The 18,830-nt window shown below is 64.3% G+C and carries 14 protein-coding genes and 1 pseudogene; 5 read left to right on the forward strand and 10 right to left on the reverse strand.

Translation table 11 applies throughout. From position 1 onward, the window contains the following. The first annotated feature begins 57 nt into the window (after positions 1-57). Complete coding sequence (locus BMX61_RS09070; protein ID WP_075626960.1) at positions 58-1,851, forward strand: ABC transporter transmembrane domain-containing protein; 1,794 nt, start codon at positions 58-60, stop codon at positions 1,849-1,851. A gap of 142 nt (positions 1,852-1,993) precedes the next feature. On the opposite strand, the gene BMX61_RS09075 is transcribed toward BMX61_RS09070, so the two are convergent. From BMX61_RS09075 to BMX61_RS09085, 3 genes and pseudogenes are all read right to left on the reverse strand, one after another. Then, positions 1,994-3,025, reverse strand: coding sequence for a peptidoglycan -binding protein (locus BMX61_RS09075; RefSeq protein ID WP_092742491.1), 1,032 nt, complete (start codon positions 3,023-3,025; stop codon positions 1,994-1,996). A 199-nt stretch (positions 3,026-3,224) separates the two neighbouring features. Next, positions 3,225-4,292, reverse strand: a pseudogene (locus tag BMX61_RS09080) (flagellar motor protein MotA); the annotation flags it as partial. A gap of 250 nt (positions 4,293-4,542) precedes the next feature. Further along, entirely contained in the window at positions 4,543-6,339 is a 1,797-nt protein-coding gene (locus tag BMX61_RS09085; RefSeq protein ID WP_234794645.1) for a M3 family oligoendopeptidase, read from the reverse strand. A gap of 469 nt (positions 6,340-6,808) precedes the next feature. Here BMX61_RS09085 and BMX61_RS09090 point away from each other — a divergent pair, with 469 nt between their 5' ends. Together BMX61_RS09090 and BMX61_RS09095 are read left to right on the forward strand one after the other, a co-directional pair. After that, the gene (locus tag BMX61_RS09090; RefSeq protein ID WP_075626958.1) at positions 6,809-8,344 is read left to right on the forward strand and encodes a sigma-54-dependent transcriptional regulator; all 1,536 of its coding nucleotides are present in this window, start codon (positions 6,809-6,811) and stop codon (positions 8,342-8,344) included. Positions 8,345-8,792: 448 nt separating this feature from the next. Continuing rightward, entirely contained in the window at positions 8,793-10,688 is a 1,896-nt protein-coding gene (locus tag BMX61_RS09095) for a peptidoglycan L,D-endopeptidase MepK (protein ID WP_092742504.1), read from the forward strand. A gap of 72 nt (positions 10,689-10,760) precedes the next feature. Here BMX61_RS09095 and fdhA read toward each other — a convergent pair whose 3' ends face one another. The 4 genes from fdhA to BMX61_RS09115 all read right to left on the reverse strand — a co-directional run bounded on the left by fdhA (position 10,761) and on the right by BMX61_RS09115 (position 14,094). Beyond that, positions 10,761-11,951 (reverse strand): formaldehyde dehydrogenase, glutathione-independent, encoded by a 1,191-nt coding sequence (gene fdhA, locus BMX61_RS09100; RefSeq protein WP_075626957.1) that lies wholly within the window; start codon positions 11,949-11,951, stop codon positions 10,761-10,763. A gap of 365 nt (positions 11,952-12,316) precedes the next feature. Further along, on the reverse strand, positions 12,317-12,583 hold the full coding sequence (locus tag BMX61_RS09105) for a DUF2312 domain-containing protein (RefSeq protein WP_075626956.1): 267 nt from the start codon (positions 12,581-12,583) through the stop codon (positions 12,317-12,319). A 236-nt stretch (positions 12,584-12,819) separates the two neighbouring features. Further along, positions 12,820-13,131 (reverse strand): DUF1244 domain-containing protein, encoded by a 312-nt coding sequence (locus tag BMX61_RS09110; protein ID WP_075626955.1) that lies wholly within the window; start codon positions 13,129-13,131, stop codon positions 12,820-12,822. 144 nt (positions 13,132-13,275) lie between these two features. Then, positions 13,276-14,094, reverse strand: coding sequence for an N-formylglutamate amidohydrolase (locus tag BMX61_RS09115; protein WP_075627058.1), 819 nt, complete (start codon positions 14,092-14,094; stop codon positions 13,276-13,278). Positions 14,095-14,544: 450 nt separating this feature from the next. Here BMX61_RS09115 and BMX61_RS09120 point away from each other — a divergent pair, with 450 nt between their 5' ends. Further along, the gene (locus BMX61_RS09120; protein ID WP_092742506.1) at positions 14,545-14,931 is read left to right on the forward strand and encodes a DUF1036 domain-containing protein; all 387 of its coding nucleotides are present in this window, start codon (positions 14,545-14,547) and stop codon (positions 14,929-14,931) included. Next, on the forward strand, positions 14,931-16,370 hold the full coding sequence (gene pyk / locus BMX61_RS09125; protein ID WP_075626954.1) for a pyruvate kinase: 1,440 nt from the start codon (positions 14,931-14,933) through the stop codon (positions 16,368-16,370). Before BMX61_RS09120 ends, pyk begins: the two co-directional genes overlap by 1 nt. 113 nt (positions 16,371-16,483) lie before the next feature. Here pyk and BMX61_RS09130 read toward each other — a convergent pair whose 3' ends face one another. From BMX61_RS09130 to ykgO, 3 genes are all read right to left on the reverse strand, one after another. Then, positions 16,484-17,566, reverse strand: coding sequence for an alpha/beta fold hydrolase (locus BMX61_RS09130; RefSeq protein WP_234794637.1), 1,083 nt, complete (start codon positions 17,564-17,566; stop codon positions 16,484-16,486). 147 nt (positions 17,567-17,713) lie between these two features. Next, a complete protein-coding gene (locus BMX61_RS09135; protein ID WP_075627055.1) occupies positions 17,714-18,289 on the reverse strand; it encodes a tetratricopeptide repeat protein in 576 nt (191 codons plus the stop codon). Positions 18,290-18,509: 220 nt separating this feature from the next. Continuing rightward, complete coding sequence (gene ykgO, locus BMX61_RS09140) at positions 18,510-18,635, reverse strand: type B 50S ribosomal protein L36 (RefSeq protein ID WP_075626953.1); 126 nt, start codon at positions 18,633-18,635, stop codon at positions 18,510-18,512. Between the last annotated feature and the right edge of the window lie 195 nt (positions 18,636-18,830).

Here is an 18,830-nt window from a genome sequence, read left to right on the forward strand (position 1 = left end):
GATCACAAGTGCGATCACGGCCCCGGCAGGAGAAGATGCGTGTCTGTCGACGTTCAAATGCCCCGCCGCAAAGGTTTTGCCTTGGCACAGCTGTCCCCGCTGATGTTGCTCGGACCCTATGTCGTCCGATACAAGGCCATGGCGGCCGGCGCGCTGGTGGCGCTGACCATGGCGGCGGTGACCACGCTGACCCTGCCCATGGCCGTCAGGCGCATGGTGGACAAGGGCTTTTCCGCCTCGGATGCCGGTTTCGTCAACAGCTACTTCGCCATGCTGATGGTGCTGGCCGCCGTTCTCGCCCTGTCGAGCGCGGCGCGCTATTATTTCGTCATCACGCTCGGCGAGCGCATTGTCTCGGATATTCGGCGCGATGTCTTCGCCCATGTCGTGCGGCTCTCCCCCGCTTTCTTTGACGTCAACCAGTCGGGCGAAATCGTCTCGCGGCTGACGGCGGATGCCACGCAGATCAAATCCGCCGTCGGCGCCTCCGCCTCGATTGCGCTGCGCAACATCATCCTCTGCGCCGGCGCCATCGTGATGATGGTTGCGACCAGTCCGAAGCTGTCGAGCCTCGTCCTGGCGGCGATCCCACTGATCGTCTTTCCGCTGGTGGCCTTTGGCCGCTCGGTGCGTCGGCGCGCCCGCGCCGCGCAGGACCGGCTGGCCCAGGCCTCGGCTTTTGCCGGCGAAGCGATCGCCGCCAGCCGCGACGTCCAGGCTTTCAATGGCGAAGAGGCGGCCACCACCCGCTATGGTGCGGCCGTCGAGGATGCCTTCCAGGCGGCCCGCGCCTCCACCAAGGCGCGCGCGGCGCTGACGGCATTTGCCATCACCATGGTGTTCGGCAGCGTCGTTGCCGTGCTCTGGTTCGGTGCTCATGACGTGCTGGCCGGCTCGCTGTCGGCGGGCACGCTCGGGCAATTCCTGCTCTATTCCGTCTTCGCTGCCGGCAGCCTGGGCGCTCTCTCGGAAGTCTGGGGCGAGCTGTCACAGGCCGCTGGCGCCGCCGAGCGTCTGTCCGAGCTGCTGCAGGAAGTTCCGGCCATTGCCGCACCGCCGACGCCAAAATCCCTGCCGATGCCGCCGCGCGGGAGCCTCGCCTTCGAGCAGGTGTCCTTCGCCTATCCCTCCCGTCAGGGCACGGCGAGCCTCGATGGCGTCAGCTTTGCCGTCAAGCCGGGCGAGACGGTGGCGATCGTCGGCCCATCCGGCGCGGGCAAGAGCACGCTGTTTGCCTTGCTGTTGCGCTTCTACGATCCCGTCAGCGGGACGATCCGGCTGGATGGAGAAGACATCCGCCAGACCGATCCGCAGGACCTGCGTCAGCGGCTGGCCATCGTTCCGCAGGACGTGGCGATCTTTGCCGCAACCGTGCATGACAACATCGCCTTCGGCCGACCAGAGGCAAGCCGCGCCGACGTGGAGGCTGCTGCCCGGGCTGCCCAGGCCGATGGCTTCATCCGGGCGCTGGACCAAGGCTATGATACGCAGGTGGGCGAGCGTGGCATCACCCTTTCAGGCGGCCAGCGCCAGCGCATCGGGATTGCCCGCGCAATCTTGAAGGATGCGCCGGTGCTGCTTCTCGACGAGGCAACCTCCGCGCTCGATGCCGAGAGCGAGACGCTGGTTCAGCGTGCGCTCGAGGGTCTGATGGAGCACCGCACCACGCTCGTCATTGCTCACCGCCTCGCAACGGTCCTGAAGGCCGACCGCATCCTCGTGATGGACAATGGCCGGATCGTCGAGGATGGCACCCATGCCAGCCTGATGCGTCATGGCGGCCTCTATGCCCGGCTGGCCCGCCTGCAATTCACCGATGGCGGCCTGGTTCAGCAGGCCGCCGGTGGCTGATCGGCGCGCAAATAAATCGACCAGGTCAAGGAAGAACGTCCGGTCGACTTACCCGGCCTGACGACATGCGAAGAGCACACCGCACAGCCAGCGCAACGGCCTTGCGCTACTTCACACAAGCGCCCGTAAGCCGAAACTCGTCCTACTTCTCGGTGAGCGCCAGCTCGATGCGCCGGTTCTGGTCGCGCGCTTCCTTGGTGTCGCCGGGCGCGATGGGCTGGTATTGCCCGAAGCCTGCGGCCACCAGCCGGTCTGCCGGCACGCCGCGCGAGATCAGGAACTTGACGACCGAGGTGGCGCGGGCCGACGACAGCTCCCAATTGTCGGCATAGCGGCCATTGCCGGATAGCGGCACATTGTCCGTATGCCCATCGACACGCAGCACCCAATCGATCTCCGGCGGAATTTCCTTGGCGAGATCGATCAGCGCCATGGCCAGCTTGGCCATCTCCTCCTGGCCGGCGGGATTGAGTTCATTGCCGCCGGACGGAAACAGAACTTCCGACTGGAAAACGAAACGGTCGCCGACAATGCGGATATTTTCGCGGTCGGACAGGATCTCGCGCAGGCGGCCGAAAAAGTCCGAGCGGTAACGGTTGAGCTCCTGCACACGCTGGGCAAGCGCCACGTTTAGCCGTCGGCCGAGATCGGCGATCTTGGTCTGCGACGTCGCATCCTTGGCCTCGGAGGCCTGCAGCGCGCTTTCCACGGCAGCGATCTGAGCGCGCAGAGCGGCAATCTGCTGATTGAGGAGATCGATCTGGCTGAGCGCCCGGGCGCTGGTCTGGCGCTCGCTCTCGAGCTGGCCGGTCAGTTCGCCGACACGCTGATTGGCCGTATCGGCGCTGCCGCTGCCTTGGGAGAGCAAGGCCTGCAGACGCGAGCGTTCGCTCTCGGAGGTCGACAGCGAGGCCTGGAGACTGGCGAGCGAATCCTCCAGATCCTGCTTGCCGCTCTTTTCCAGCGCCAGAAGCTGAGTCAGCTCGTTGATCTGGCTGTTCAGCCGGTTGAGAACGTCTTCCTTGCCGCTGATCTCACGGCTCAGCAGGAATTGCGCCAGCACGAAGACCGACAGCAGGAACATGATGGCGAGCAAAAGCGTGGACAGGGCGTCGACGAAGCCCGGCCAGTAATCCACGGTGCGGTGCGAGCGGGCGCGGCGCGACAGGGCCAAGGCGTTAGTCCCCCTGTCCGTCGCGCGGGGGTTCCCGACGGCGGCGCACGGGCGCTCCAGCCGGGGGCGCCTCGGGCGTGCGGGATGCTGCCGCAGTCTGTCTGGCGGCGGCTGGCGTGGCCGTTGAGGCTGCAGCCACAGGCGCAGCAGAGACCGGCGGCGCGGCGGATTGCGCGGGTGCAGGCGGAACTGTCGCCTGGGGCATCATCGGGCGCTGTGGTGCCACGGCGCCGGCGCTGCGGTCCGGCAGCCGGTTGATCAGCCCTTCGAGCGTCGAGCGCATGGCGCGCGCCTCTTCCTGCTGCGCCTCGATCCAGTCGCGCAGCATCTGCTGCTCGCCGCGCATGTTCTTCACCAGGCCCTGAATGCCATCGGCCAGATTGGCCATGGCGGCGGCGGTGCGCTGGCTGACCCCGGAGTCCTGGGCCAGCCGGCTCAGCTGTTCGCTGACATCGCGCATCTCGTCATGATCGACGGCGCCGGTCGAGGACACCACGCGGTCGGCGCCGACATCGGTGACCGAGGACAGCCAGTTTTCGAGTTCGGTGTAAAACCGGCTCTGCGCCCGGCCGGCCTGCAGATCGAGAAAGCCGAGGATCAGCGAGGAAGCAAGGCCGAACAGCGATGTGGAAAAGGCTGTGCCCATCCCCGTCAGCGGCGCGGACAGGCCCGTTTTCAGCGCCGACAGCACGTCCTGCGTGCTACCGGACCCGGCATCGAGCGACTGGATGACGGTATTGATCGAGCCGATCGTGCCGAGCAGGCCCCAAAAGGTGCCGAGCAGGCCGAGGAAGACCAGAAGGCCGATGAGATAGCGCGACGTGTCGCGCGTCTCGTCCAGCCGCGTGGCGATGGAATCGAGGATCGAGCGAAGTGCGGCGGTGGAGATGCCACGCGTCGGCTGGCGCTGGCCGATCAGCGCCCGCATCGGCGCAAGAAGAACGGGTTCGCGACCCACCTTCTCGGCATTGCCGACAGCACGGAAGGCATTGAACCAGCGAACCTCCGGGCGCAGGCTCAGCACATGGCTGAACGCCATGAGAATGCCGATCAGCAGCACGCCGAGGATCAGCCCGTTCAGCCCGGGATTGCTCAGAAAGGCTGCATGGGCCTGGCGAAACAGAATGGCACCGACGAAAGCGATGATGATCAGGAAGATCACCATGGTCCAGACGAAGACCATGGGGCTCGTCAGCTGCGCCTCAGCCAGGCCATGCTCCTCCGGCCCGTCCGCATATCCGCGTTCCAACGCTCTCAGCCTGGCCATTCTGTCCTCATCCTTCGCGGCCTCTTCTGTTTTTCCCCAGACGGCGCCCACGCTTCCGGCCGGTCGAGATCTGCAAGCCTGCCTCAGGCCGCGCCCATCTTGGCGCGCCATCTCCATCCTGCGGCGGGATGTAAATTATGTTTGTGCCGAATTGAAGAAGCAAGAGGCCAAAGTCCTGCCCATTGGGGACACCGGATATCCCCGACGCCCCGCTCCTCGAGAGCCGCTAGCTGACGCCTCGACGTGGCGATCACGTCGCGTCGCGGTCGAGCGCCTCCAGCTCGTCGATCAGACCTTCGATCATCGACAGGCCCTTCTGCCAGAAATTCGGGTCGGCAGCATCGAGGCCGAAGGGAGCGAGGAGTTCGCTGTGGTGCTTGCTGCCGCCGGCCTTCAAGAGGTCGAAATACTTGTCCTGAAATCCGCTCTCGGCGTTCTGGTAGACGGCATAGAGCGAATTCACCAGGCAATCGCCGAAAGCATAGGCATAGACGTAGAAGGGGGAGTGGATGAAGTGGGGGATATAGGTCCACCAGGTTTCATAGCCCTCCGAGAGCCGGATCGCCGGTCCCAGGCTTTCCGCCTGCACCGCCAGCCAGATCCCGCCGATTGCCTCCGATGTCAGCTCTCCCTCGCGGCGCGCCGTATGCAGGCGGCGCTCGAAATCGTAAAAAGCGATCTGGCGCACCACGGTGTTGATCATGTCCTCGACCTTCTGGGCGAGCATGGCCTTGCGTTCGCGCCTGTCGCGCGTCTTGTCGAGAAGTGCGCGGAAGGTCAGCATTTCGCCGAAGACGGAGGCGGTCTCCGCAAGCGTGAGCGGCGTGGACGCCATCAGCGCCCCCTGCTCCGCCGCCAGGACCTGGTGCACGCCATGGCCCAGTTCATGCGCGAGCGTCATCACGTCGCGCGGCTTGCCCATATAATTGACCAGCACGTAGGGATGGGCGGACGGTACGGTCGGATGGGCAAACGCACCGGGCGCCTTGCCGGGCTTGACCGGCGCATCGATCCAACCGCCGTCGAAGAAGCGTTGGGCGATCGCCGCCATCTCCGGCGAAAAGCCTGCATAGGCCGACAGCACGGTGTCGCGCGCTTCGTCCCAGGCAATCAGCGCATTCGGCGTTTCCGGCAGCGGCGCGTTGCGATCCCAGAAATTCAGCTGGTCCATGCCCAGCCATTTCGCCTTCATCCCATAATAGCGATGCGAAAGCCTGGGATAGGCGGATTTGACCGCCTCGGCCAGCGCATCGACCACCTCGCGCTCGACACGGTTGGCCAGATGGCGGCTATCGGCAATGTCGGTGAAGCCGCGCCAGCGGTCGGAGATTTCCTTGTCCTTGGCAAGCGTGTTGGTGATCAGCGTGAAGATGGCGAGCTTGCTTTCGAAGGTCTCCGTCAGGCCGGCGGCAGCGGCGGCGCGGGTTTCCGGCGCGCGCTCCTGCAGAAGGCTCAGCGCCACTTCCATGGGAAGGCTCTCGCCATCGATCGTCACCGTCATGGCGGCCATGGTCTCGTCGAACAGCCGGTTGAAGGCCGCAGCACCCGTCATCGACTTTTCAAGGAAAATCTGCTCGATCCTGTCATCCAGCTGGTACGGCTTCTCCAGACGCAGGTCGCGGATCCAGGGCGCGTAGTGGGCGGCCAGGGGATCGTTGGCGATGGCACTATCGATGGCCGCATCGTCAAGCCGGTTCAGCTCCAGCGCGAAGAACAGGAGATGGCTCGAAAGATCGGTGAGCTTGGCCTGGATGTCGCCATAGAATTTGCCATTGGCCGGATCGGTGGTGTTGGAGAAATAGGTCAGCCCGGCAAAAGAGGCGATGCGGCCGATCAGGTCCTCCAGCGCCTCCATCTGCTGAATGGACGCGCCGAGCCCCTCTTCGCCGTCTTTGCCCGCAGCCTCGGCCAGCCGACCCTTCCACCGCGCTTCGAAGGCCAGCGTATCGGCCTGCGCCTTGGCGAGATCGCTCTTGAAGACGTCCGAATCGCGTGCCGGGTAAAGATCCTCCAGCCGCCAGCTGGGCAGAGCGCCGAGCTCGGCCATGTCAGGCTTTGCAAGGGCGGTGTCCTGCGCCGAAAGGGCATGGGAAGGCTGGATGCGGATCATGGTCAATCGTCCCTTCGTTCAATGCGGCCAGGCTTCCATAATCACTTGAAGCAGCCATGAAAGGCCGGTCCCTCATGGTGCGGCCCTGTCTGTCGCGGCGCATCTGACACGCTTTGCTCAGCCCATGTAAGAGCCCCGGTGAAATCTGAAAGGTCGGCCGGCCCAAAAAGCGTGCAGCATATGGCCGCCCATGAAAATGCCGATGCCTAAAATGCGAGCTTTTCTCAAAAGAGGATGTTCAAATCCAGCATGCAATGAGGAAGGGGTCGGATCTCCGCTGATGCCTGCGGCTTACCTTTCAGATGGCTGCGGAAGCGGGGGTGTCTCAAAAACACCGGGGACATGAAGGCGTTCCGCCATAGGCGGCAAAACGCGTCCCTTAAGGCAAGGCACGAGGAGAGGAACCATGCCGTCCCATATTCTGGTGATCGACGACGATCCGGTGCAGCGCCGCTTGCTGGCCGGCATGATCGAGCAGCTCGGTCATGTCGCGCATCATGCGGAGAATGGCCGGACCGGTCTATCGATCCTTGAAGAGTTGGGCGAGCGCATCGACGTGGTTCTTCTCGATCTGCTGATGCCGGAAATGTCCGGCCAGGCCTTTCTGGAGGAAATCGGGCGGCGTGGGCTGGATGTGCCCGTGATCGTCCAGACCGGCCAGGGCGGCATCGAAACGGTGGTGCATGCGATGCAGGCCGGCGCGTTCGATTTCGTGATGAAGCCGGTGACGCCAGAGCGGCTGACAGTGGCCCTGCATCAGGCCATGAAGGTGGAACGCCGCCATGACGACGCAACCCGCATGGCCGAGCCGGCCAGCGACGATATCGGCTTTGAGTCCATCGTTTCCGCCAGCCCGGCGATGATCCGGGCGCTCGATCTCGCGCGCCGCGCCGCCGCCTCCGATATTCCGGTGCTGATTGAGGGCGAATCCGGCGTCGGCAAGAAGCGGCTGGCCCGGGCGATCCACCAGGAAGGCCGCCGCGCTGGTGGCCCTTTCGTCGTGGTCGATTGCGCCGCTCTGGCGCCGGCACTCGCCGAGGCGATCCTGTTCGGGCGCGAACGGGGGATCGGTGCTGCCGTGCGTCTTGCCGGCAAGTTCCGCGATGCCGATGGCGGCACGCTGCTGCTCAACGATGTCGCGTCCCTGCCGACGACCGTGCAGGCCAAGCTTCTGCATGCCGTACAGTTCGGCGAGATCGAACCGGTGAATGCACGTAACCCGGTCAAGGTGGACCTGCGGCTGATGGTGTCCAGCGGGCGCGACCTGATCACCGAAGTGCGCGAGGGGCGATTCCGCGAGGATCTCTATTACCGTCTCAGCGTGTTTCCGATCGCCATTCCCGCGCTTGCCCGTCGGCGGGAGGATGTGCCCGCGCTGGTTCGCCACATCGTTCGCCGCCTGGCCGTGGCGCAAGGCCACGAGGGCGTAGGCCAGGGCATCGATGCCGGCGCCATGGCTCTTCTGACCGCCTATGACTGGCCCGGCAATATCCGCGAGCTGGAAAATCTTCTCTATCGCGCGCTTATCCTTGCAGAAGGCCGCGAGCTGACGGTGCGCGACTTTCCGGATGTGGCCGCGCGCACCGGCCCGATCGGTCTGCGCTCGGTGGCAGCCGAAGGCATGTCCGCGCGCCTTGCCGGCACCACGGCGCCACAGGAACAGGCAGCCTCCGGCAAGCTCTCCATTCTCGGTGTCAGCGAGGCTGGCCGCAATGACGCCCACTCCGGACGCGAGGACGGCACGATCGCGGGGCTGGATGCGACGGGCGAGGTGCGCAAGCTCGCCGATGTCGAGGAGGATCTGATCCGCTTTGCCCTGAAATTTTATCGCGGCCAGATGAGCCAGGTGGCACGCAAGCTCGGCATTGGCCGGTCGACGCTCTACCGGAAGCTGAAGGATTACGGAATCGACCCCGACAATCCCCTGAGCAGCGCCGCATGATTCGAGGCGCCACACGCGCTCGCTTGTGCAGAAGCAGGATTTTGAGCGGAATGAGAGCGAAAATCTGTTGATTGCGAAGGCCGCCACGCCGCGGCGCAGGGGTGAAACTTGTGCCAGCCTTGCGGCTTTGTCGCATTTTGGAACGGAAACACGGGCTTGCTTAGTAAGTGAAAAGCCCCGCAAGCCGGGCTTTATGCGCCCGTTGCGTCCGGAACGCGCACGAATCACCGGCGTCTGGCGTTTGATAAAGGCGTCGTTTAGACCTTGTTAGGCATCCGTTCACTATATTATAAGGATCGCCGGCGACTGTGGCATATTTGCCATGCTCTCACCGTATTTGGCCGGCATCCAGTCGGCTACGAGGCGCATGTCCTTGGGACGGGGATCAGGTTTGCAGAAATTTTTCGAAAAGCCCAACGGCGCCACGGTCTGCGACACGTGCGGCAAGATGGTCCGTAAGATGCCAAGGCTGCTTGCCGCGCTCCTGATCGCGGTCTCCATGGCCACCCCCGGATTCACGCCACCTGTCGAGGCGGCGGGGCAGACACGCACGCTCAAGCTCTATTTCGTCCATACGGGCGAGAAGGCGCAGATCACCTTCAAGCGCAATGGCCGCTATGATCCGAAGGGCTTGCAGCAGGTCAATCAGTTCCTACGAGACTGGCGCCGCAACGAGCCGACGAAGATGGATCCGCGCCTGCTGGATCTCGTCTGGGAGGTCTATCAGAAGAGCGGCTCGCACGAATATATCCACGTCGTTTCCGCCTATCGCTCGCCGGCCACCAACGGCATGCTGCGCTCGCGCACCAAGGGTGTCGCCAAGAAGAGCCAGCATATGCTCGGCAAGGCGATGGACTTCTACCTGCCCGACGTGAAGCTCGCCACGCTGCGCGAGATCGGCATGAAATTCCAGGTCGGCGGCGTCGGCTTTTATCCGACCTCCGGCTCTCCCTTTGTGCACATGGATGTCGGCGGCGTGCGGGCGTGGCCGCGCATGAGCCGCAACGAACTCGTACGGCTGTTCCCCGATGGCCGGACCATGCATCTGCCGGCCGATGGCGGGCCGCTGCCGGGTTATGAGGCCGCCGTGGCCGACTACAAGCGCCGTGTGGGCGCCGATGCCATCCAGGTGGCCGGTGGCGGCTATACCGGCACAGGCGACAAGGACGTCAAGCGGCGCGCAACCCTCTTCGCCATGCTGTTTGGCGGCGGCGACGAGGATGAAGAACCCACGGCGATCGCCAGCGCCGACGAGGGCGGCGAAAGCGAAGCACCGGCTCGTGGCCGTGCCAAGCCCGCCGCCGCCACTCCGGCTGCCCAGCCCGTACTGGCTGGCGTCGAGACGGGTGAAGAGCCGCCGGCTGCTGCCGCAGCCCCCGCCGCCGAGGCGCCGCTTGCCGTGGCCAAGGCGCCGGTTCCCGCCGTACGTCCGTCGCTGGCCGCTATGCCGGGTGGCGCGGTGGAGACGGCCCTGGTCGCTCCGCCGAAGAATGCTGCCGCCGAGGCGCTCGCCGCCGCGACGCCGGAACCCGCGTCTCAATTCGCCGATCTTTCAACCTTCAAGAAGATTCCCGTTCCGCAGACGCGCGTCGTGCCGGAAGCCGTGGCCGCCATCGATCCCGCCGTGGGCGAGGACGCCGAGGAACTGGCTTTCGTTCCCGTACCGGCACTGCGCCCGGCCGGCCAGGATGCGTTGACAACACTGGCCGCCGCCAACGTGGCCGCCGAGCCCGAGCGGCCGCAGCTGACCGAGGTGGCCGCTGCCGATCCGGATGCCGAGGAGGATGCAGCCGAGCCTGTCCAGTCTGCGATCCCCTCGCCGCGCGCGCTTGCCGCCCATCCGCATCCGGCCGTTGCCCAGGCGGAAACCAAGGTTGCCATGGCACTGCCAAGCCCGGCGGCCGCCCGCCCCGCGCTCGCTCAGCCGTCCCAGCAGCGCAAGTCCGCTTCGGCTGAACCGGCGCCGGTCGAACTGGCTGCCTATCAGCCCGCCCAGGCCAGCAGGCCGAATGGGCTGGACGCCTTCGCGCCCCAGACCGAAGCACCGGTCAAGGGAAAGCGACCGAAGAAGGAGCAGGCCGAGGAGCATGCGCCGACCTCCGTGCGCACCGAGCCAAAGCTCACCGAGAAAATCATTGCCGAATGGGCCCTGTCGAACAGTCGGATGGCGACGCTGTCGCGGCCGGTGAAGGCGCCACGCTTCGTTTCGAAGTCCCTTCGCAGTTCGCCGACCACGGTCTATTCCGCCGGCTTCTCCGCCGATCCGCCGCAGCCGGTCGATACCGCACGCTTTTCCGGCACTGCCGTGAACTTCCTCGAAGTGAAGAAATTCAGCACCAATTGATGGCCTGATGCCCATGACAAAAGCCCGCCGGAGATGCTCTCCGGCGGGCTTTTCTTTCGATATGACGTGTGGTCAGGCCGCCTTGGCGAGATCGCCGTGCGGATCGAGCACGAATTTCGTCGCTGCGCCCTGGTCAAAGCTTTCATAGCCTTCTGCGGCACTGTCGAGCGGGATGATCTTGGCATTGACGATATCGGCGATCGGCAGGCGGCCATGCAGGATGGCCTGCATCAGCTGGCGGTTATATTTCAACACCGGCGTCTGGCCTGTGTGGAAAGACTGTGCCTTGGCCCAGCCGAGACCGAAGCGCAGGGAGAGGCTGCCTTCTTTGGCCGCCTTGTCGACCGCGCCCGGATCCTCGGTGACATAAAGGCCGGGAATGCCGATCGAGCCTGCGGCGCGGGTGATCTCCATCATCTGATTGAGAACGATGGCGGGCTGCTCGCCACCGGCATGGCCGCGCGCCTCGAAGCCCACCGCGTCAATGGCGCTGTCCACCTCATCCGTGCCGATCACCTGGGCGACGAGATCGCCAAGACGATCGCTCTTCGTCAGGTCTATCGGCTCGAAGCCGACCCTGGCGGCGTGGGCCAGACGATCCTTGTTAAAGTCGCCGATCATGACCACCGCCGCGCCGAGAATGCGGGCCGAGGCAGCGGCGGCAAGACCGACCGGGCCGGCGCCCGCGACATAAACCGTGGAGCCCACGCCGACGCCCGCACGCACCGCACCGTGGAACCCCGTCGGCAGAATGTCAGAGAGCATGGTCAGGTCCCGGATCTTGGCCATGGCCTGGTCGCGGTCGGGAAATTTCAGCAGATTGAAATCGGCATAGGGCACCGTTACATAACGCGCCTGCCCACCGATCCAGCCGCCCATGTCGACATAGCCATAGGCCCCGCCCGCCCGTGAGGGATTGACCGTGAGGCAAACGCCGGTGTCCTGCGACTTGCAGCAGCGGCAGCGGCCGCAGGCGACGTTGAAGGGCACGGAGACCATGTCGCCGATTTCGAGCATCTCGACGTCGACGCCCTTTTCGACCACCTGGCCGGTAATCTCATGACCAAGCACGAGGCCCGGCATGGCCGTGGTGCGGCCGCGCACCATATGCTGGTCCGAGCCGCAAATATTGGTGGAGACCACCTTGAGAATGACGCCATGCTCGATACGCCGGCCATCGGGCGCCTCCAGCTTGGGGTCGTCAATGTCGCGCACCTCCACTTGGCCCGGCTTGATATAGACAACGCCTCGGTTCCTGCTCATGCGATCTCCTCCTGTGGTTGGCGGCCAATCCTCAGTCGGATTGCAGCCGCATCGACCGCCCGCGCCGCTCCTCAACGACGTTGTTCGGGTCGGTCCGTTCGCGGCGCGCGCCGGGCCGATGTCGCATGCCCGGCTTCGCTTAAGGCCCTTGATCGGGCCGCGTCGTGAACAGCAACCAGAAGACCATGGGCAAACAGCGGGCGCGGGCGGGAATGCGACATGCCCGCCTTGCGCGGCGACATGGCACGTCAGGTTGCGCGCGAGGGAAACGACAAAAAACCCGCCGGAGCGATCCGGCGGGCCGAGGGCAGTGTGATGAGGTATGCGCGGCACAGAGACCGATACGGCGCCGGATCGTGCAGGGCTCAGTCTTCGTCCTGCGGCAGCTCGATCATGCCGAGCGCGGCCAGATAGGTGTCGAGAATGGCTTCCTGCTCAGCGCGTTCGTCCTTGTCCTGCTTGCGGATCTGGATGACCTTGCGCAGGATCTTGGTATCGAAGCCCGTGCCCTTGGCCTCGCCATAGACGTCCTTGATATCGTCGGCGATGGTCTTCTTTTCTTCTTCAAGGCGCTCGATCCGCTCGATGAACGAGCGCAGCTGATCGCGTGCGACTTCATGCGCGTCCGCCATGGCAATCTCCTTTATGCGGGATGGGAGCACCTAACAAAAGCTCTTCGATCCGGCCTCGTCACGCTTCGCCGCAAGATGAAGCTAAGCGCGTCAGAGGCATCGCTCAGAGATCGTGTTAGGTGCTCCAAGCGTGGATGGCAGTCCCTGCCGTGAAGCCGCCGCAAGGTCAAGCCTTGAATCGGAGCGTGGGCGCAATAGTCCCTTTCAGGCGCTTCAGCGCGTGGGCCAGGCCCGGATCAATCCTTGTGATCCGGCTTGTTCGCGTCGAAGGCGGCCTGCGCTTGGGGCGAGGCCTCCTTTTGATGCTGGGCCCGCCAGGCCTCGTAGGGCATGCCATAGATGTGCTCGCGCGCCTGATCCTTGGTCAGCGGCACGCCGGCTGCCTGGGCGGCCTCGCCATACCAGTTGGACAGGCAGTTCCGGCAAAAGCCGGCCAGATTCATCAGGTCGATGTTCTGCACGTCGCTGCGCTGGTCGAGATGGGCCAGCAGCCTGCGAAATGCGGCAGCCTCGAAGGCCTGTTGCTGTTCGGGGGTCAGCGCCGTCATGCTCTCTCCTTCTGGTCCAACGGTTCGATCGACCGATGTGCACTGATGTGGCGGCCTGCGCGTCCGGAAGCAAGGGCTTCTTGCCCAGATGCCCCTAAGGTGAAAGCGTAAAGCCTTGCCGCAGCGTCAGCACCCGATCCTGGCTCAGGCCGATCCGCTTCCGGCCGTATCCACGTCCGGATAGGGTCCCGTGCGCGAGGCATGGCGCTCGTAGCGATGCAGCTCAGGTCGGCGGTTGAGATCCATCAGCAACAGCGCCAGGCGATCCGCCCATGCCTCGACGCCTGCCGCATCGCCGATCTCGTCCTGGCGTACCTCGATCAAAGCATGCGGAATGCCCGTCATCATGCAGTGACGATAGAGCGTGTCACCCTTCAGCGCGCCATCGTAAGGCTCGTTGTCGCCGGTGTGGATGGAGAGCGCTTCCAGCGCTGCGATCAGCGGCCGGGCAACACGGTCATCCCCATCCCAGAGGACGGCCGCCGCCCAGGGGCGCGGGACACCCTTCCAGCTCGGTGTATAGGAATGCAGCGAGATCACCAGCGGCGCCGCCCCATGCGCTGCCGCAGCCTCCTTGATCAAGGCGTCGACAGCGGTATGGTAGGGCCGATGGAAGCGGTCGATACGCTCTTGCCACGCCTCTTTCGTGATCGGATGATTGCCGGGAATGATCGCACCGTCCGAAATGCGCATGATCAGCGTCGGGTCGTCCTCGCCGCGGTTTGGATCGATCAGCAACCGGGAAAAGCGGCTCATGACAGCGGGCGCCCCTGTCAACTGGCACAGGCGACGCAGCAGCGGCTCGATGCCGATATCATAGGCGATATGGCGGGCGAAGGCACTTTCCGGCAAGCCAAGGCGGCCATATTCAGTGGGAACGAGGCTGGTCGCATGGTCGCCGAGAAGCACCAGGCCTGCCGCAAAATTGCCCTCAATGCGTTCGAAAGCCGCGCTGTTGTCCATCATTTTCCGGTTGCCTCTTCCGCCCCGAGCGTAAGAAGTCTTTGAAATCGGACTCATTCTCGGGAATTATGCAGCCATTTCAAAATTCTGCAGTCTGCCTTCGCCATACTGGTCCAGGCGGCGGCTGCAGGGAGAAAGAATGACGTTCTGATGACATGCGATGATCTGGCCGGCAAGGGGCGGCTGCCCGGCAAAGGGCGGCAAATGCAGTTTCCGCAGGCCTTGAAAGACGGGTCGCGGCCCGGTTTAAGTTCGGATTATTCCTTGTCAGCTAGAGTGATTAAATCGATTAGATCTGCGTTGACATCGTCGGCGTCGCGTCGCAAGAAGGCGCAGGTCAAACACAGTGGAGCACCATTGGGAACCGTGTCTGGAGTTCAGGGCGCGCGGGCGGGCGGCTGGTCTGCCGCAGGGCTTGGTCTCTTTCTCGTCGTAGCGGCCGCGCCTGTTCTGGCGCCTGGCGCCGCCCATGCCGAATTCCGGGTGTGCAATGGCACACAGAATCTGGTGGGCGTTGCGATCGGCTATCGCGCGAAGGAAGGCTGGGTCACGGAAGGCTGGTGGCAGGTGCCGGCCACCACCTGCGCCACCCTGATCGAGGGCGAACTGCAATCGCGCTACTATTATCTCTATGCCGAGGATGCAGCGCGCGGCGGTCGATGGACGGGGGACGTGAACATGTGCGTCGCCGAAAACGAGTTCAAGATCGTCGGCGTTCAGGATTGCTTTGCGCGCGGTTTCCAGCGGATGGGCTTCAAGGAATATGACACGGGCCGACAGGGCAGCTGGATGGTTCAGCTCTCCGATACGCCCGGCTCCCAGGAAGGTCAGAATTGATGATGCGCAACAGAAAAGCCAAGATCCTCGCCACGCTCGGTCCGGCTTCGGGCGAGGAGGAGATGATCCAGAAGCTGCATGAGGCGGGGGCCGACCTCTTCCGCATCAATATGAGCCATGCCAGCCATGATCTGATGCGCACGCTGATTGCGCGCATTCGCTCGGTGGAGGCGCGCTGTGGCCGGCCGATCGGCATTCTGGCCGATCTTCAGGGGCCGAAGCTGCGCGTCGGCAAGTTTGCCAATACCAAGGTGACGCTGACGCCGGGCCAGACCTTCACGCTCGACAACAACGAGGCTCTGGGCGACGAGACCCGGGTCTTCCTGCCGCATCCCGAAATTCTCGAAGCGGTCAAGCCGGGCCATCGGCTCTTGATCGACGATGGCAAGCTGCATCTGAAGGCGGAGCAGGCCGACGGCAAGAGCATCGTCTGCACCGTCGTTTCCGGCACCTCGATATCAGACCGCAAGGGCGTCAGCCTGCCGGATACGCTGCTCGGCGTCGGCGTTCTGACCGAAAAGGATCGCGCCGATCTCGACGCGGTGCTCGCCACCAACGAGGTAGACTGGATTGCGCTCTCCTTCGTGCAGCGCCCGGAAGACCTGGCCGAAGTGCGCAAGATCTCCCAGGGGCGCGCCGGCCTGATGTCGAAGATCGAAAAGCCGCAGGCCATCGAGCGGATCGATGAGATCATCGAACTCTCCGACGCTCTGATGGTGGCACGTGGCGATCTGGGCGTTGAAATGCCGCTCGAAGCCGTGCCGGGCCTGCAGAAGCAACTGATCCGCGCCTGCCGCCGCGCCGGCAAGCCGGTGGTCGTCGCCACGCAGATGCTGGAGTCGATGATCTCCGCGCCGGTTCCCACCCGCGCCGAAGTGTCCGACGTTGCCACCGCCGTCTTCGAAGGCGCGGATGCCGTCATGCTGTCGGCCGAGTCGGCCTCGGGTGCCTATCCGGTCGAAGCCGTATCGACCATGGCCTCGATCGCCAGCAAGGTGGAGCGAGACCCGCATTATTCCGGCATCATCTACGCCCAGCGCACGCCACCGGAAGCGACCGGCGCCGATGCGATTTCACTCGCCGCCCACCAGATCGCCGAGACGCTGAACCTTGCCGCCATCGTCTGCTACACCTCTTCGGGCAATACCGGCTTGCGTGCGGCCCGCGAACGTCCGCAGGTGCCGGTCATCGCTCTGTCGCCCGTGATCCAGACCGCGCGCCGCCTGTCGGTGGTCTGGGGCCTCCACAGCGTCGTCACCGGCGATGCATCCGATCTCGACGACATGGTCAACCGTGCCTGCCGCATCGTTGTGGACGAAGGATTCGGCAAGCCGGGCGACCGCATCATCATCTCTGCCGGTGTCCCGCTTGGCACGCCTGGCGCGACCAACATGCTGCGTATCGCCTATATCGGCCCCGATGGCCAAACCGGGTTCTAAACGTCGATTTTCAATGAAAACTCGAAAGGGCGCGTCCTGCCGGGCGCGCCCTTTTTTTGTCGTCCTGTTCCCGTTATCGACGACGCCGTCGATGACAGCAAGGCAGGTGCCGTCTATGGCTCCTTGTCGTTCGCGATCCGCCGCTCGGCCCGCCGCGCAATGCCGGCCAGGTCAGGATGCTGGCCGGCCACGGTCTCGATCGCGGCAATGGCAACGTCGGTAACGACATAATCGGGCTTGTGACCGAGATTATGGATCCGCACCAGCCGTGAGCCTGCAATGGCCTTGTGCAACCCTTCGGAATGGATCTCCGGCAGGACGATATGATCACGGTCGCCGGTGACAATGACAGTGGGCACGTGGATCTCGCTGTAGCGTGGCGCGACCTTGCGGACATACTCAAGCAGATTGGCAATATCGGTGGCGTTGTTGCGGAAGACGTCGGGCCTCAGGGCAAGACGGGCCCGCGTGCGCGCAATGTAATCGTCCGGGCGCGGATTGGGCGCAAAGACGGCGCGGGTCGCCTTGTCGATCGACAGGAGGCCGACCGGCGGCACGACGAGCGTGGAAAAGAGCGGCCCGATCACCGGCGTCCTGGCAACGGAATAATACCATTCGATGCCGCCCGGCCAAGGATGAGTCGCGGGCGACAGAAAAACGAGGCCGGCGACCATCTCCCGATGACGCAGGGCAAAGGTGGCGGCGATGGCCCCGCCGAAGGAATGGCTGACGATAATCGCCTTGCGGATGCCCCGCGTCTCCATCAGCGCGGCGATCGCATCGGCCTGTCCATCGGGAAAGCGGTTGCGGGCGGGCCCCGCATCGGAAAAGCCCAGCCCGGGGCGATCGACGAACAGCATTTCCGCCCGCCCATCCAGAGGCGCCCGGAACGCCCCCAGCGGATCGAGCAGGCTGGTGCTGGCGCCATGGATGAAGACGAGCGGCGGCAGATCGGCGCCCGCAGGGCGGGGCACATGCACGCTGTTCATCTTGAAGCCGCCGACATCGATGCGTTCGGCCTGTTCCGGCCCTGGCGGACGAGCGGCGGCATGACGCGCAGAGTCGGTCGCGCCGGCCGCCTGAGCGGCCGGAGGCATAACCATGGCCGAGAGCGTCAGCGAAACCATGAGGGCGCTCAGGCGCGGGATTGAGGCGGACCAGGCAAAGCGGCTGGCAAGGGGAAAAGAGCGTGTCATATGCCACATACGCCCGCAGGCTGGCGTCGGTTCAAGCGGAACGGCAAGAGAGCCGGATTTCACCACAGCCGGACACAGATGCCATCTTCGATAATGGTGGTCTGTGCAGAGAGAAAGGCCTCATGCCGACCGTATCCGGCATGACCGTCAGGTCCGGCTGCCCGCGACCTTCTCCTGCAGCTCGTTCAACTGCTCCTGCGCCTTTCGCTCGGCCGGGTAAATCGCCAGAAAGCGCTCCCACGCGCGGGCGGCCAGCTCAGGCTTGTCGGTCGAGGTCAGAATCGTCGCCATGCCGGCCAGCGCGCCGAAATGGCGCGGCTCGAGCTGCAGCACGTGATTGATGTCGGACATCGCCTTGCGGTAATTGTTCATCTGATAATGCAGCGTCGCCCGCGCATTCCAGCCCTCGGAGTAATCCGGCGCGAGCGCGATCACCTGGTCGTAGAAATCGAGGGCGCTGGTCTGGCGGTTTTCAGCGATGGCCTTGGACGCCCAGAGCATCAGGAGATTGACCGTTGGGCTGCCGGATTCCGCCCATTCGAGCCGGATCTGGCCGGACAGCTCACGCGCCTTGTCCGGATTGCGCTCGCGCTTCAGCGCATCGAACAGCGCATCCAGCGTGGCCTTGCGGTCGTCGGAGGCGATCCCCCGTCTGGCCGCAGCGGAATCGGCCAGCGCTGTCTTTGGCAGGGACGGAGCCACCACATCCGGACTGTCCAGCATGGGCGCCGTTTCTTGACCCGGCCCTTCGGCCGATCTGGCCACGCCAACGGCTCCAAGCGACAGAAGCAGACATGCGGCAAATACACGAATCAAAAAATTGGCCATGGCGTTCAGGTTACCCCGCCATGGCCGATCTTCAAATCACAAAAGCTGTGACATGTCCCGGCATTCCCGAACGACCGTCAAAGCGGTGTCCAGAGACGCCAGCAAGCCTGAAGGCTCAGCCCTGACGGGCCTTGAAGCGCGGGTTCAGCTTGTTGATGATGTAGATGCGGCCCTTACGGCGAACCAGACGGTTCTCGCGATGACGGGTCTTCAGCGACTTGAGCGAATTCTTGATCTTCATTTTCCTGATCCGCAGTTCTCGGCGGCGTGCAGCTCGCCCTGTCCCAAACATAAATGAAAGCGCGCCCTCATACCGGAACGCGCTTTCTTCAAGAGTGGCAGGCAGATAACCCGGACACGTGCCTCTGTCAATGCAAAAGCCGCCATTGCCGGCACCTTCAAGGGCTAAAAGCGGGAAGCTTTGGGCCGTGTGTCG

The sequence above is a fragment of the Xaviernesmea oryzae genome (genome assembly GCF_900109605.1).
Classification (GTDB): Bacteria; Pseudomonadota; Alphaproteobacteria; order Rhizobiales; family Rhizobiaceae; genus Xaviernesmea; species Xaviernesmea oryzae.